The 12,552-nt window shown below is 66.6% G+C and carries 20 protein-coding genes; 7 read left to right on the forward strand and 13 right to left on the reverse strand.

Going from position 1 to position 12,552, the window contains the following annotated elements; all coding sequences use genetic code 11:
* Nucleotides 1–3 precede the first annotated feature (3 nt).
* The 6 genes from GGE06_RS03095 to GGE06_RS03120 all read right to left on the reverse strand — a co-directional run bounded on the left by GGE06_RS03095 (nt 4) and on the right by GGE06_RS03120 (nt 3,750).
* Entirely contained in the window at nt 4–162 is a 159-nt protein-coding gene (locus tag GGE06_RS03095; RefSeq protein WP_184929962.1) for a hypothetical protein, read from the reverse strand.
* 19 nt (nt 163–181) lie between these two features.
* Nucleotides 182–373, reverse strand: a complete 192-nt coding sequence (locus GGE06_RS03100; RefSeq protein WP_184929963.1) for a mobile element transfer protein — start codon at nt 371–373, stop codon at nt 182–184.
* Nucleotides 374–385: 12 nt separating this feature from the next.
* Nucleotides 386–1,087 (reverse strand): DUF2637 domain-containing protein, encoded by a 702-nt coding sequence (locus GGE06_RS03105; RefSeq protein ID WP_184929964.1) that lies wholly within the window; start codon nt 1,085–1,087, stop codon nt 386–388.
* A gap of 83 nt (nt 1,088–1,170) precedes the next feature.
* On the reverse strand, nt 1,171–2,526 hold the full coding sequence (locus GGE06_RS03110; RefSeq protein ID WP_184929965.1) for an FtsK/SpoIIIE domain-containing protein: 1,356 nt from the start codon (nt 2,524–2,526) through the stop codon (nt 1,171–1,173).
* Between the two features lie 3 nt (nt 2,527–2,529).
* Nucleotides 2,530–2,874 (reverse strand): SCO3933 family regulatory protein, encoded by a 345-nt coding sequence (locus GGE06_RS03115; RefSeq protein ID WP_030688073.1) that lies wholly within the window; start codon nt 2,872–2,874, stop codon nt 2,530–2,532.
* 138 nt (nt 2,875–3,012) lie between these two features.
* Entirely contained in the window at nt 3,013–3,750 is a 738-nt protein-coding gene (locus GGE06_RS03120) for a GntR family transcriptional regulator (RefSeq protein ID WP_184929966.1), read from the reverse strand.
* A 60-nt stretch (nt 3,751–3,810) separates the two neighbouring features.
* On the opposite strand from GGE06_RS03120, the gene GGE06_RS03125 reads away from it, so the two are divergent.
* From GGE06_RS03125 to GGE06_RS03140, 4 genes are all read left to right on the forward strand, one after another.
* Nucleotides 3,811–4,272, forward strand: a complete 462-nt coding sequence (locus GGE06_RS03125; protein WP_184929967.1) for an NUDIX hydrolase — start codon at nt 3,811–3,813, stop codon at nt 4,270–4,272.
* Between the two features lie 35 nt (nt 4,273–4,307).
* On the forward strand, nt 4,308–4,475 hold the full coding sequence (locus GGE06_RS03130) for an e9imm peptide (RefSeq protein ID WP_246532295.1): 168 nt from the start codon (nt 4,308–4,310) through the stop codon (nt 4,473–4,475).
* Between the two features lie 522 nt (nt 4,476–4,997).
* Nucleotides 4,998–5,468: a hypothetical protein gene (locus tag GGE06_RS03135; protein ID WP_184929969.1), complete on the forward strand. Its 471-nt coding sequence runs from the start codon at nt 4,998–5,000 to the stop codon at nt 5,466–5,468.
* A 435-nt stretch (nt 5,469–5,903) separates the two neighbouring features.
* Nucleotides 5,904–6,128 carry a cold-shock protein gene (locus GGE06_RS03140; protein WP_184929970.1) on the forward strand — a complete coding sequence of 75 codons (225 nt, stop codon included), beginning with the start codon at nt 5,904–5,906 and terminating at the stop codon, nt 6,126–6,128.
* 241 nt (nt 6,129–6,369) lie between these two features.
* On the opposite strand, the gene GGE06_RS03145 is transcribed toward GGE06_RS03140, so the two are convergent.
* The 6 genes from GGE06_RS03145 to GGE06_RS42215 all read right to left on the reverse strand — a co-directional run bounded on the left by GGE06_RS03145 (nt 6,370) and on the right by GGE06_RS42215 (nt 9,917).
* Entirely contained in the window at nt 6,370–6,819 is a 450-nt protein-coding gene (locus tag GGE06_RS03145) for a hypothetical protein (RefSeq protein WP_184929971.1), read from the reverse strand.
* Complete coding sequence (locus tag GGE06_RS03150) at nt 6,820–7,476, reverse strand: hypothetical protein (RefSeq protein ID WP_184929972.1); 657 nt, start codon at nt 7,474–7,476, stop codon at nt 6,820–6,822.
* 619 nt (nt 7,477–8,095) lie between these two features.
* Entirely contained in the window at nt 8,096–8,443 is a 348-nt protein-coding gene (locus GGE06_RS03155) for a hypothetical protein (RefSeq protein WP_184929973.1), read from the reverse strand.
* Nucleotides 8,440–9,147: a GntR family transcriptional regulator gene (locus tag GGE06_RS03160; RefSeq protein WP_312883017.1), complete on the reverse strand. Its 708-nt coding sequence runs from the start codon at nt 9,145–9,147 to the stop codon at nt 8,440–8,442. The genes GGE06_RS03155 and GGE06_RS03160 overlap by 4 nt, the downstream gene beginning before the upstream one ends.
* On the reverse strand, nt 9,104–9,367 hold the full coding sequence (locus GGE06_RS03165; protein ID WP_184929974.1) for a hypothetical protein: 264 nt from the start codon (nt 9,365–9,367) through the stop codon (nt 9,104–9,106). Before GGE06_RS03165 ends, GGE06_RS03160 begins: the two co-directional genes overlap by 44 nt.
* A gap of 271 nt (nt 9,368–9,638) precedes the next feature.
* A complete protein-coding gene (locus GGE06_RS42215; protein WP_312883018.1) occupies nt 9,639–9,917 on the reverse strand; it encodes a hypothetical protein in 279 nt (92 codons plus the stop codon).
* 79 nt (nt 9,918–9,996) lie between these two features.
* Here GGE06_RS42215 and GGE06_RS03170 point away from each other — a divergent pair, with 79 nt between their 5' ends.
* The gene (locus GGE06_RS03170; protein WP_184929975.1) at nt 9,997–10,758 is read left to right on the forward strand and encodes a GntR family transcriptional regulator; all 762 of its coding nucleotides are present in this window, start codon (nt 9,997–9,999) and stop codon (nt 10,756–10,758) included.
* A gap of 198 nt (nt 10,759–10,956) precedes the next feature.
* Here the strand turns inward: GGE06_RS03170 and GGE06_RS03175 are convergent, their stop codons facing one another.
* Nucleotides 10,957–11,262 carry a hypothetical protein gene (locus tag GGE06_RS03175; RefSeq protein ID WP_184929976.1) on the reverse strand — a complete coding sequence of 102 codons (306 nt, stop codon included), beginning with the start codon at nt 11,260–11,262 and terminating at the stop codon, nt 10,957–10,959.
* Between the two features lie 93 nt (nt 11,263–11,355).
* Between GGE06_RS03175 and GGE06_RS03180 the strand changes: the two genes are divergently transcribed.
* The gene (locus tag GGE06_RS03180; RefSeq protein ID WP_184929977.1) at nt 11,356–11,604 is read left to right on the forward strand and encodes a hypothetical protein; all 249 of its coding nucleotides are present in this window, start codon (nt 11,356–11,358) and stop codon (nt 11,602–11,604) included.
* Nucleotides 11,605–11,921: 317 nt separating this feature from the next.
* Nucleotides 11,922–12,458, forward strand: coding sequence for a hypothetical protein (locus GGE06_RS03185; protein ID WP_116161229.1), 537 nt, complete (start codon nt 11,922–11,924; stop codon nt 12,456–12,458).
* The last annotated feature ends 94 nt before the right edge of the window (nt 12,459–12,552 follow it).

A 12,552-nucleotide genomic window follows, 5' to 3' on the forward strand; every position in this document is an offset into this window, starting at 1 on the left:
TCCCTACTTGCTGATCGTGTTGTCGATGAGCGGGGCGAGGACGCTGTCGGCGAGGAGGTAGCCGCCGAGGAGGATCACGGCGACGAGCCACCAGGGCGGACGGATGAGCTTGATGCCGAGGCCGCCGACGACGATCAGGGCGAGCCAGAGCGGGACGTCCATGACGCGGTTCTCCTTCGGGTCAGCGGGGCTGGCAGCGGTGGGTGCGGGCGGCGAGCTGGGCGGCGGAGGAGCTGGAGTAGTCGGCGGACCAGCCGCAGCGGTCGGCGGTGCAGACGGCGGCGTACTTGGTGCGGCCATGGCGGTCGCGGTGGGTGCCGATCTGCACCGGTCCAATCCGCATCACGGAGTGGAAGTGATCGCGGGCGGGCATCGAGTTCTCCTTTCAGGCGAGTTGGGCGGCGATGGCGTGGGCCATCAGGGGCGGGACGCCGAGGCGGGCGCGCAGGGTGTCGGCGTCGATCGGGTAGCCGGTGCGGGCGCGGTAGTCGTCGGCGACTTTCCGGGCGTGAGCGACGAGTGCCGGCGGTACGGCCACGGGGGCGGGCTCAGGTGCGGGTTCCGGGACCGACGCCGGCTTTGGAGAGGGGAGGGCCGGGGCGGCGGCGATCTCGGGCTCCGGCTCGACCACGTCATCCCGCTCGACGACCGCTTCCACGGCCGAGGGCTGCTCGGTGTCCCTGTCGGGTTTGGCAGGCTGGGCGACCGCCGGATGCCCGGGGGAGTGGACAAGAAGGGTCCCACCGAGGAACGCGAGGGCGGGCCAGCCCGCGACGAGGATGCGCAGCCAGGCGGGAACATGGCCGAGGTCGAGGAGACCGGCGGTGGCGACGTTCGCACCGAGCGACGCGGCCAGGGCGACCATGAACCACGTCCAGGCCGAGTGGGCAGGCTCACCGGCAGCTCGCGAGGTCCGCAGCCGGTGCCAGGCGGCGACGAGCAGAAGATCCACGGAGACGGGGTAGGCCCAGGCCTTCCAACCGGACTGTCCGGCAGCCGCAGCCAGGTCGTGGAGGTGAGCGAAGGACAGGGCGCCGGCGATCACGGCTTGTACGAGGACGGCGTCCGGTCGGCGGATGGGACGCATCGGAGGGTCCTCCTTCCGGTTTCGGGCATGGACGGGGTAGGGACCTGGCGTGAAGCGGTCACGCCGCCGTCGAGCGAGGGGATTCAGGCGATCGCAGGAGCCGTGACGGTCGAGGGCGCCGCGGCTTTACCCAGAGGCGGAAGGACGGGCCGGAAGGCGTCCAGCGCGGGGATCTCGGGCGTGCGGTGGGCGTGGGAGTTCGCGATGTTCACGGCCCGCCGGAGCGTGAGGTGGGGAGTCCGGATGCGGACCCACCCACCGGAGGAGTCACCGGCGACAGCAGTGCCGGGCCGGTCAGTGCGGATCTGGACCGTGGCGAGCACGGCATCGGGGGCGATGTCGCCGAAGGCCATGTTGGCGGAGGTCTCGTCGTTGACGCGGTGAGCGGTCCGGCCGGTGAGCTGGGCACGGAGCATGGTGATGCCCTTGCCGAGCTCGGAGCCGAAGCGCTGCCCGCAGATCTCCAGGTAGATGCCGGCGGCCCGGCCGAGCTGGGCGAGCCGGACGAGGGAGGTGATGATCTGATCCCGCCGCTTCTCCTCCTCCTTCGTGGCAAAGAGGGCGAGTTCGGCGACCTCATCGACCAGGAGCACGATCGGCGTCGGCCGCAGGTGATCGGGCAGGTCCCAGATATCGGCGGTGATCTCCGCATCCGGCAGGTCTGCACTCAATCTCTGTTCGCGTCGGATCAGTTGATAGACGCCCTCCATGTGCTCGACGAGGGCGTCGAGGAGGTCGGCAGCTGCATCAGGGTTGTCGGCCAAGGCGGTGAACCGTCGGGCGAGCGGGGCGAGTTCGACTCCCTGCTTGCAGTCGATCCCGACGAGGGCGACATCCAGCGTGGCGAGCGCGGCGACGAGGTTGCGCTGATAGACAGACTTCCCGGACTGGGTGGCACCGACGTTCAGCGCGTGCGGGGTCTGGCGGTAGTCGCGGTAGTAGACCTCCCCGTCCTCCCGCATGGCGACCGGAACGCACATGACCCCACCACGGGCAGCCGCGGGCATCTGCACCCGCTTGAGAACGTCGTACCCGGTCATCCGCAGCTCGACCACACCCGAGCGGACCTCCCGAGCCGTGACGTTCCGCATGACGAACGAGTGCCGGAGCCGGTCCGAGGCAGCGGAGAAGTCGAACGCGTCCTGACCGGGCCGCAGCTTCACCCGCAGTACGAGCCCGGTACGCGTCGGCCGTAGCCGCAGAATCCGGGGCGCTCGCGACTCGGGGATGGGCCGGCCGGTCATCCGGGCCAGCGCCAGGCGCCAGCGCGAGGGCGGGACGGTCAGCCCACACGCGTCCATGACCGACGCGTACCGGGCGAGGATCCGCACCACGGCGATGACGACGCCGAAGCTCATCCAGTACCAGGCCGGACGCAGCCACCGCAGCAGCAGCGCGACCGAGGCGACCAGGGCGAGGGTGACCGTTAAGGCGGTCATGGGTCAGCCGACCTTCGCGGCGGCGAGCGAGGTGACGGCGACGGCGCGGAAGCTGATGCCGTGGCGCTTCTGGCCGTTGAACTCGTTCTCCCACGGCCGGGCGACGACGCCGGTCAGGGCGACCGGGGTACCCATGGACAGCTCCTCGGAGATGCCGGTCTTGGGCACGGTCAGGTTGAGGATCTCGGCGTTGCCGTCCATGACGAACATGACGTCGACCGTCATCAGTGGCGCACCGGTGTCCCGGTCGGTGGCGATCTCGCCGGTCTGGCGGTTGGCGATCTTCGGGGCCGGGGGCTGGGCCACCATCACCATCGCGGCGGAGGTGTCGACGGGGATCTGACGCACAGTGGATCACTCCTATATAGAGGTTGGGCTCATTCACTCCTGTATAGGAGTGACATGAAGAAGAGTGCACCACTCCTGTACATGAGTCAACCCGCCGCGGAAGGAAACCGCAGCGGGCTGAGGGAAGTTGAGCGTGCGTCAGTCGGTCGCGGGGATCCGGTACTGGAAGACGAACTGGTCAGCGGCCATGAGGGTGTCGCAGACCTCCACGACCCGCCCCTTCTTCGTCACGGCATCGCGTAGCAGGTGCACCACAGGAGCCCCAGGACTGAGAGCGAGCTCAGACGCCTCAGCCTTAGCGGCCGGCCGAGCCTGAAGGGTCTCCACGAACTCGGCGAAGGTGTGGCCGTGGTCTTCGAGCCGGGCGTAGATGCCACCGGGGCCCGGGTTCTCGGCGAACAGCTCGGGGATGTCCTTCACGACGTCCCACGGCAGGTACGACGAGGCGGTCTCGACGGGTGTCCCGTTCCGGAAGTACAGCCGACGCCGGGCAAGCACCTGCGTCCCCGCGTCGACGCCGAGCCGTTCGGCGATGTCCGCCGATGCCTCCATGGGCCCGATGTAGAGGACGCTCACCTTGGCCGTGGCGCCGGACTGCTCGGACTCGGCGAGGTAGGCAGCCTTACCGCCTCGCCGGTGAGAAGCGCGGAACCGATCCGAAGACCGGAGCCGTACGGGAGGCCGATCCTTCACGATCGAGCCCTTGCCGTGCCGGGTCTCGACGAGCCCGCTGGCCCGTACCTCCACCATGGCCTTACGGATGGTCCCGCCGGCGACCCCGTACCGCTCGACGAGCTCGGACTCGCTGGGCACCATGTCACCGGCCTTCAGCACGCCGGACCGGATCTGCTGAACGATCTCGTCGGCGATCTGCACGTACCGAGGTACGGCTCTGCCGGCTCCTACTGGAGTTCCCACGGTCCTACCCACTCTCCTATGCTCCTGTACATGAGTAACGGGAGCGCGGGAACAAAGTCAACGCCACTCCACTCGGTGTCCGTGGCCGGAGCGGTAGTGCGCGAAGACGGCCGCCTCCTGGCCATCCGCCGAGCGGACAACGGCACGTGGGAGCTCCCGGGCGGAGTGCTCGAACTCACCGAGGCGCCAGAGGCGGGCGTAGCCCGCGAGGTCCTGGAGGAGACGGGCATCCACGTCGAGGTGGACGAACTGACGGGCGTCTACAAGAACACCACCCGCGGCATCGTCGCCTTGGTCTTCCGCTGCAAGCCCTCAGGCGGCACCGAGCGAACCTCAGATGAGTCCACCGCGGTCGATTGGCTGACGCCGGCCGAGGTCGAGGAGCGCATGGCGGAGGTCTACGCGATCCGCCTCCTGGACGCCCTGGACGAAAAAGGCCCCCACGTCCGAAGCCACGACGGCCGCCAACTGATCAGATGACTCGGGAGGAAGCGATTCTCCTCATCCAGCGCCTCATGAACGCAGAGGCCCCCGAGGACGAGTCCTCCGAGATACTGGCAGCCCTCAAACGAGGCCTGGCCTGCCCGCACATCAGCGACTACATCTTCTGGGACTCAGACCCCGAGCTGACTCCCGAGAAGGTGGTCGACAGGGCCATGGCCTACAAGCCGATCGCCCTCTGAGGCCAGTGCGGTAAGACTTTCTCTACTTCATCAAGACCCGCGCACGGCGCGGGAGCGCGCCGCCTTTACGGCGGGACCGCCGCCACTGTCTTCGCCAGCGGCGGCCCCGCCCGGCGACGCGCCACGTGCGGCGGGCAGTCGAGAACCCATCACATACCAGAGCGGACAACTTGGCGGACTACGCGAAGCGCGGCGTAGCAGGACAGCCGCGGGTCAAAGATGATGCCTCCGGCGGGGGCGCTCCGACTCCGGGATGGCGGGGGCTCCGCGGGCGGGGGCCGGTCGTGGGTTGTTGCGGTGGGGAGCTCCCATCCCGTCTGCCATCGACCCAGGCAAAGCCGAGCAGACACGGCACCGGGCGTCCAGGTCGTTCGTACAGTGGCGCGCTCCACCTGGACGCCCGGCACCGCGCCTGCTCCACGGTGTGTGGGTCGACGGCAGACGGGATGGGAGCCGGGGCGGGTTTCAGCTGAGGCGGTCGGTACGGTGCAGCTCTCGGAGCGAGCAACAACAGGGGCAGCCATGGGCACAGACGCACCACATCACGAGTTCCAGGTGGGCGACGTTCTACGAGTCAGCTGCCCGCCGGCGGAAGGCCGAGTGGTCGAGGTGTCCCGCTTTCACGCATCGGTTGAGTGGCCATGGGCCGAGATCGATCAGCAGTCTCAGTTCAAGTGGAACGGGCAGAGGGCCTTCGGGATGTCGCCCGACTCTTCAGACTGGACCATGAGCCTGTTCAAGACTGATCCTGAGCCATGGAACTTGCGCGTCGGTGACAGTTGCCTTGTAGGCATACCCGAGACGCTGGTGCGGATCATCGATATCGGACGCTACGACCCTCCGCAGGATGTCGGCTGGCTTCCCCGCCCTCACACGATGCTGGTCGTCGTGCCTGCCGACTACCCGGATGAGGCTCTTTCCGAGGACGACGGAGACACGATCGACCTTGAATCAGCGGCACCCGTGACGATCGAGCTGGTGTCTCGGAGCTGATCAGGGCAGCCTTTCAGCACCCGGGGCGCACCCGGGGTGAGTGTCTAATTGCGTGACAACGCCGACGAACAACGGCGGACGAGCGCGAACGTCTGCGGACCATCAGTGCAGGTGAGAGGCGCAACAGTCCAGGGGAGCGCCCTCACTTGAGTTGCTTCGGGACGAAGAGGTCCTCACTCAAGGTCTCAACGTCACGCTTCCGCCGGCGCGGCGTGCTCTGGTCGACGGCATGGCGGCGTGACTGAGGCCGGTGGGTGCGACGAGGCATACGCGTGCGTGATCGGTCGGCGCACCCGCCGTCGTGGCTGACCGTCGCCGACCGAGGATCAGACACTCCCGGCGCAGGTCAGCACAGCAACCGCTACCAAGAAACCTGAGCTTCCGAGCTGAGATACCAAGTGCGTCGGCGCATGCGAAGCCCGTAGCATGCCGCCCATGGTGACTGCGACTGTCCGCGAGTGGAGCGACGAGGAGGGGTGGGGTGTGCTCGACTCCCCCGAGACCCCCGGGGGCTGCTTCGGCCACTACTCCGACATTCAGGCGCCCGGCTTCCGCACCCTGTCGCCCGGGCAACAGGTGGACCTCAAGTGGGAGGCTCCGGGCTTCAAACAGGACGGATACGACTACCGCGCGGTCAGCATTGTGCCTCGGCGTGCCTGACATCCACAGCTGACATCAACAACGCTGGACGGGCGCATACGCCGGCATCCCTGTCCAGCCGTCGCATCCGCCGACATCAGCCGCCGGAGCAGACTCGGAGCGAACTTGTAAAGCGAGGGTCGTCGGTTCGGATCCTGCCGGGTCCCCATGTCGAAGGCCCCGAACCGACTACGGTTCGGGGCCTTCGACATGGGGACATCAGGTGCTAAGAAATACTGCTTCATCCTCGCCACAACGCGAATTACGACTTAAGCAGGCCCAGCGTTACCTGCGGAAATCCCAGCTTTGAAGTCACATCGGCTACTGCTGACCTGAGATAAGGATGTGCAGCAAGCTGGGCCGTCGTGTAACCGAATGCGACAAGGCTCTCTTCGGAAACCGCACCGTTGGGGTCATCCTCGCCAGGGAACCCGAAGAGCACACCGAGGTTAACTTGAACCTTCAGCGCATCTGTACCATCCACGTCTTGCGCCGTCAGTACATGCTCAAACTGGTACGTAATATGAGAACCATCTCGCCCGATCCCCATATTGGTCTGCAAAGTCTCGATTTCCTGAAGGTCGGACGTTACGTCAACCTTCAGGGCCTCTCCATGTAGCAAGAAGATGCGAACATCCAGCAGCTCCGCGTAAGCGTTTACCGGAGCGGCTAGTTGCCTCTGTTCTTCGGCGCGAGGAATCAGAAACGCCATCTATTCACCACATTCCGGAGCCGCAGCAGCAGCCGGCTCCCTGATGACTCGACTAGTGACGTTCCATGACTTGACCCAGGCTTGGTTAATTCGGGGAGACCTAGTCTGCACAGACTCGTTTCTGAGCGTTGCAGTAATCTCGCGGAATTCCATCCCTACGTGCTGCTCCCACGGCAGAGAACGCCACCGCAGGAGCCAACCGTCAACGAGCGTCATCTCATCCCGGGACAATCCGAATTCAGGCTCCGCAGACTCAGGAACGTTTTCGCGAAGCCACTCGTTCACCACCGACCATTCCCAGATGCGCTTCCCATTGGGCGCTCCGGCCGGCGTGGGAAAAGGTGTCCCCTTACGCCGCGTCCCTTCAATCAGCTGCCGAACGCTCTCGCGGCTCCTGTCGCACCTGCGGGCAATCTCCGCAGCGTCTACCAAGTCCCTATCGAGTCGGGCTACGGTAACGCCGAGCAGCTTCTCAAGCTCTGTCGCAGCACACTTAGCGGCCATGGGGCCGTTCTCGTGACCGTCCATGTAGACGGTGAGGAGAAGGCGCCCGAAGGACTCAGCTACCAACCCATCAAAGTGGTTGTAAAAGAGTTCTTCGACTCGTGCAACGTCAGAGACGTCCTGTACCTCAAACCTCAAGCTGTAGGTCTTCATCGTTGCTCCCCCAGCTAGCTTCCGATGCAACCTGTTGACACACGTCAACAGTACGGTACCCGCAGCGGGTCCCGTCAAGCGGGAAGCCACCTACCCTTCAGGTCGCACGCTTCTTGGACCTCGGGTCGCCATCCGGCAGCGGGCAGGTGCGAGCCTCCCGAAGCACGTCACGCGCGTGTCGCTCCGCGACTCGGGGTGTCCCACTGATCGAGATCCGATGACATCCGACGTCACAGGTGAGGAGGCCCCAGTGGCCGCCCTTCCGCAGGCTCCAGCCCCCGCCACCCAGGATCTCTTCCAAGGCAGCCCTCACAGCCTTGTCCTTGTGGCTCCGGGGCAGCAGCTCTTCCCCCACTAAGGTCCCCCTACAGTGCATCGCTGACTACATAGAGTCGCATACTGTCGCCAAAGTTACATCAGACGGGTGAACGGCGGTTCCCCCTCGCCGCTCGTGCGGGCATCCGAATGACGCGGCCTATTTGTGGGCCGAAGGGCTGCGGCCTGCTCACTACAAGCAGCTGAGCTGCTGCTATACCGCTAGTTCATACGGCCTCCGGAGCCGTGTGCACGAAGCCCCGGGCTTTGGCCCGGGGCTTCGTGTCGTTGTGGTGCGTGGCTGTTAGCCAAATGCGCCTGCCGGCAGGTGGGGGACCTCGTTGCTGTCTCCGTGGTCGGAGGTGCCCAGCGTCGGGAGGCGGTGGCCGCGGCTTACGGCTACGCGGAGTGCGTCTCGCAGGGCGCCAGTGAGGTCTGACGCCACGAGGCGGAGTTCTTCCGGGGCCGACGACTCGTCGGCGAGTACCTCTTGGGCATGCTCCAGGAGCTCGGCGGCGACGTCGAGTTGGGCGACTTCGGTGCGGTCGGCCAGGCGGGACAAGGGGCCGTCGGTGACATCGGTGCTCAGGAAACAGGGCTTGCCGTCGGGGCCCGACCATGGGAGGAGTCGGAGCTCGTTGTGGGGCGTCATCCTTCGGCCCTTCTGTCTTCGGACGTGGGGTGGGTGGTGAAGACGGCTTCCGCGCAGTCGCCGGGGAGGGCCAGGAGCGCGGCCTCGACGACGCGGCCGGCGGTGTCGGTCGCTACGCGGGTGATCGCCAGAACGGCGAGGGTCGGGCTGATTCGGAGGGTTGCCGCTTCCACCGGGGTGGGGAGGCGAGCGCAGAGTCTCTCCTCGACCTCGGCCAGTGGCGTCGCCATGGTTGTGGGCCAGGTCGACTCGGCGGATACGACAGCCGGCGCCAGATCCCGAGGGATGTAGACGCGGGACAGGCTGTGCGGCGAGGTTCCGTCGTGACTCAGGCACTGGAATTCGGTGAGGGGACTGCCAGCCGGCACCCGCAGCAAGACGGACAGGTGGCCGCGCGCCCGGATTTTGGTGGTGCGGATGCTGATCTGCAAGCCCGGAGCCGGCGGTGTCAGGCTGCCGCCGAGGTACGTGATTCTGTGAAGAGGGGGACGGACGAAGTTGCCCTTGCCGTGGACCTTTTCGACGAGGCCTTCGGCCTGGAGGAGCGCGAGGGCGCTCCGTAGGGTCGGTGTGCTGACCGTGTAGCGGGCGGCGAGCTGGGCTTCGGAGGGAAGGCGGTCGCCAGCCTTGATGCGACCGGTCGAGATCTGGGCCCTGAGGTCATCGGCGATGACGTGACGGCGAGAGGCCACGGCGCTGATCACCAACTCTCTGCATCCTCAGGGCGATGAGCCGGGTTCGGGAGTGCATGGTCAGCAGTTCGCCCGACTCGAAGAGGAGGCGCTTTGCACCGCCCGGAAGTTGGATGAGGTCGGCCACGCGGCACGGCTGGCCGCCGATCTGGATGACGTCGCCCCGCTGGACGTTGGCCGAGGTGATCTCGACGTTGGAGGCCAGCGCGCCGCTCGGCGTCCAGCTCCTCATGGGGTCACCTCCTTCGGCGCTTCCCGGCCGGCCGGTGGGTGGCAGGGGCAGTCACACGCCTCGTAGATCACGGGGACGCCGACCGGCGCCAGGGAGGGCGAGGACTGCGCGCACTCGTGGTGCGTGCCGATCCGACACGAGCTCGATCGGTAGGGGACGGCTTTCGCATGCATCAGTTGACCTCCGGCGGCACGAAGCACGGCGGTCCTAAAGGGCGCACTCTGGTGCGCCCAACTGCGCGGCGGATACGGTTCAACACGCTGATCAGCTCCTATCGCTGATGGCCAGGTCCCCGGACATCGCCCGTCGCGGGGACCGTTCTGTGTATGGCGGCCCATAAGGTGCGGCCGTTCAAGCTGCTGGCCTGGAGTCCGAATCGATCGGCCTCCGCCAGCACTTCCAAGGCCTCCCGCCATGTCTCGGCGGGGAGCGATTCCGGCACCTCCGCTTCGATCCACGTGTGACGGGCGTGCTCCTCCACGCGCGTGGTGAGTCCGAGGGCGGACAACCGGGCGGTGATGTCCTCCGCGCTGACTGCCGAAGCGGGCACAGGAGAGCCTCCGTCGCCAAGGGATCACATTGCATGAAGCTAGTTAACTAGATTAGGGCTAGTGGACTAGATTTTCCATATGCCTGAGCAGCAGCCACCGCCGTATCTCCGCATCGCTGACGAACTCCGGCGGAGGATCGCGGAGCGCGAGTGGGAGCCCGGAGACCGGCTTCCCTCGCGGGCCCAGATCGGCCAGGAGTACGGGGTGGGCGAGAACGTCGTTCGTCGGGCCCAGGAGTTGCTGATTTCTCAGGGTGCATTGGAGGGGCGGGCCGGGTCCGGGACCTTTGTGGCCGAGCTCCGGCAGCGGGTGCGGATGGTTCGGTCCGCGGCGCGCGAGCAGCCCGGCGGGTCGCCGTTCCGGGCGGACATGAAGGCCGTGGGACGGAATGGCGGCTGGGAGAGCCGGACCGATGCGAAGGTGCCTGCGCCGGCGGAGATTGCTGCGCGGCTCGGGATCGGTGAGGGCGAACTGTGCGTCCGGACCGTGTACGAGTTCCTCGCCGACGGACGGCCCGTGCAGCTGTCCACGAGCTGGGAGCCGTACGACCTCACCGGCGGGACTCTCGTCGTCCTTCCCGAAGGTGGGCCCCACGCCGGGGCCGGCGTCGTGAACCGGATGGCCGAGATCGGTGTCACGGTCAGCCATGCTGTCGAGCAGCCGGAACCGCGGCAAGCGACCGCCGAGGAAGCGTCGCTCCTTGGGATTCAGAAGGCCGCGTTCGTCACGCACATCCGGCGGACGTACTACAGCGACCAGGGCCGGCCCGTGGAGACAGCTGACATCGTCGTCCCTGCCGGCCTGTGTGAGATCGTCTACGAGATTCCCATCAGCCGATAGCGGGGCTGCACGCCAGGGGGAGAGCCATGGAGACAGTCGGGTATCTCATAGGTGCCTTGGCCTGGGGCGGTGTGATTGGCGCATTGCTGGTGACAGTAGTCGGGTCGTTTGTGGTTGTTCGATGGCGACGCAGGGCGATCGCAGCCTTGGAGCGTGCGGAGCTGGAGGCGGATCCGCAGCCCTCTGCGGGATCCCCCATCAACCAGCAGCAGAGTTAAGTGCCAGGTCCATGGGTTCGGTCGTGATGGTTCCCGTCCACCAGCCTGGTTCGTCGCTTGCCTCCCAGGACATCGTCAGCGGTCGGCCGGCCAGGTCCTCGGCCTTGCCGTGTGCGGCTGTCTGGGCCTCGCCGGGTTCGCTGTCGGCGCTGGGCTGGGCGAGGTAGCCGTCGACGATGGCGCCGGAGAAGTACATGGCATAGCGCCACACGTCAGGCGTGCGGTACAGGACGAAAAACTTCGGTGTCCCGAAGCCGTCCCGCCAGTGCTTTCGTCTGCGCTTCATGTCCGCACGGTAGCGCTGGAGCCCGGCGAGCCGCCCGTGTGTTTCGACTCGGGTATCGTCCGGCCCCGTCGATCAGTCGGTAGTGAGGGTGACATGCATAACGAGCGGCTCGACGAGCGGCTGTCCGATGAGGAGCTGGAGTTGTTCGTCCAGTACCTGCACAGGTTCGCGAACCACGACGTGGACATCTCGGTGAGGATGGAAGCCGGGGATCCCGAGTACCCCGTCTATGTGCTGTTCGGCAGGGACTATCCCCCGGTCGGGGACGCCTCGGACTACCGGCGGCCGTTCGCGGACCGGCGCCAGGTGACATCCAAATCTGACATCAACGACGGCGGATGACAGCAGCTCTGCACGGCCCTGCCTGGCGTCCGCGAGCTGGGGTGGCCCCTCGCCGACCGTGATCCGCACGAGCTTACAAAGCAGATGTCGGCGGTTCGAAACCGTCCGCGCCCACCAGTAGGCAGCACGACAAAGGCCCAGGTCACCGGTACTGAACCGGGAGCCTGGGCCTTTGTCGTTCTTTGGGCGGGGAGGCGGGGGAGGGGCGGCGTGCCGCTTACGTGTCTTCGGCGGTCTTCAGGGTCCGGGGCCAGAGTCGGTGGGAGTCGTCTTGCCCGCCACCGTGTGCGAGATCTTCTATGAGATCCCAGCAACCGATGACGGGGGCAGATGATCTCCGGTTCAGCTGGGAACTGGCCGGCAGCAGCGCCACGTACCGCATCGCCGACGGTGCTTCGGAGCATTCGGCTCACGTCGGCTACTGCACGGACGCCCTCGCCGATCTGCTGTATGCCGTGACAGGGCTTTACGGGGGCTCGTCCGGCGAACGCGTCTCGTTCGACCTTGAACCCGTGGAGATGAGGTGGCTGCTTCGGCGCGAAGGATCGGATGTGGCCATCACCGTCTTCGAGTTCCCGGACGGGGTGACGAGCTGGGGATCGCCTGACGAGACGGGCGGCACCCTTTCCTGGAGCTCGACCCAGCCCCGTAGCGCGCTGGGTCACGCGGTGTTGGAAGCGGCCGAGAGCGTACTGAGGGAGCACGGTGAGGCCGGGTGCCTGGAGAAGTGGATGCGGTACCCGTTCCCGGTCGCCGCTCTTCAGGACCCTCGGCGGCTGCACCGACGAGGCGACGACTGTCCGCACGAGCAGTGCCGGAACCACCCTGATGCCACTGACGAGCGCGAAGGCTGAAGCTGTTCGTCCAGTACCCGCATCGGTTCGCCCACCACGACGTGGACGTCTTCCTGGGCACCCCGTCCACGTGGTGTCCGGTAGGAGGCTGCGG

It is taken from the genome of Streptomyces nymphaeiformis (assembly GCF_014203895.1).
GTDB lineage: Bacteria > Actinomycetota > Actinomycetes > Streptomycetales > Streptomycetaceae > Streptomyces > Streptomyces nymphaeiformis.

What these genes read in the sequence shown, in the direction of transcription:
- GGE06_RS03095 (WP_184929962.1), bottom strand. Translation starts at nt 162, where the DNA reads ATGGACGTCCCGCTCTGGCTCGCCCTGATCGTCGTCGGCGGCCTCGGC.
- GGE06_RS03100 (WP_184929963.1), bottom strand. Translation starts at nt 373, where the DNA reads ATGCCCGCCCGCGATCACTTCCACTCCGTGATGCGGATTGGACCGGTG.
- GGE06_RS03105 (WP_184929964.1), bottom strand. Translation starts at nt 1,087, where the DNA reads ATGCGTCCCATCCGCCGACCGGACGCCGTCCTCGTACAAGCCGTGATC.
- GGE06_RS03110 (WP_184929965.1), bottom strand. Translation starts at nt 2,526, where the DNA reads ATGACCGCCTTAACGGTCACCCTCGCCCTGGTCGCCTCGGTCGCGCTG.
- GGE06_RS03125 (WP_184929967.1), top strand. Translation starts at nt 3,811, where the DNA reads ATGCTCCTGTACATGAGTAACGGGAGCGCGGGAACAAAGTCAACGCCA.
- GGE06_RS03130 (WP_246532295.1), top strand. Translation starts at nt 4,308, where the DNA reads ATGAACGCAGAGGCCCCCGAGGACGAGTCCTCCGAGATACTGGCAGCC.
- GGE06_RS03135 (WP_184929969.1), top strand. Translation starts at nt 4,998, where the DNA reads ATGGGCACAGACGCACCACATCACGAGTTCCAGGTGGGCGACGTTCTA.
- GGE06_RS03140 (WP_184929970.1), top strand. Translation starts at nt 5,904, where the DNA reads ATGGTGACTGCGACTGTCCGCGAGTGGAGCGACGAGGAGGGGTGGGGT.
- GGE06_RS03145 (WP_184929971.1), bottom strand. Translation starts at nt 6,819, where the DNA reads ATGGCGTTTCTGATTCCTCGCGCCGAAGAACAGAGGCAACTAGCCGCT.
- GGE06_RS03150 (WP_184929972.1), bottom strand. Translation starts at nt 7,476, where the DNA reads ATGAAGACCTACAGCTTGAGGTTTGAGGTACAGGACGTCTCTGACGTT.
- GGE06_RS03155 (WP_184929973.1), bottom strand. Translation starts at nt 8,443, where the DNA reads ATGACGCCCCACAACGAGCTCCGACTCCTCCCATGGTCGGGCCCCGAC.
- GGE06_RS03165 (WP_184929974.1), bottom strand. Translation starts at nt 9,367, where the DNA reads ATGAGGAGCTGGACGCCGAGCGGCGCGCTGGCCTCCAACGTCGAGATC.
- GGE06_RS03170 (WP_184929975.1), top strand. Translation starts at nt 9,997, where the DNA reads ATGCCTGAGCAGCAGCCACCGCCGTATCTCCGCATCGCTGACGAACTC.
- GGE06_RS03175 (WP_184929976.1), bottom strand. Translation starts at nt 11,262, where the DNA reads ATGAAGCGCAGACGAAAGCACTGGCGGGACGGCTTCGGGACACCGAAG.
- GGE06_RS03180 (WP_184929977.1), top strand. Translation starts at nt 11,356, where the DNA reads ATGCATAACGAGCGGCTCGACGAGCGGCTGTCCGATGAGGAGCTGGAG.
- GGE06_RS03185 (WP_116161229.1), top strand. Translation starts at nt 11,922, where the DNA reads ATGACGGGGGCAGATGATCTCCGGTTCAGCTGGGAACTGGCCGGCAGC.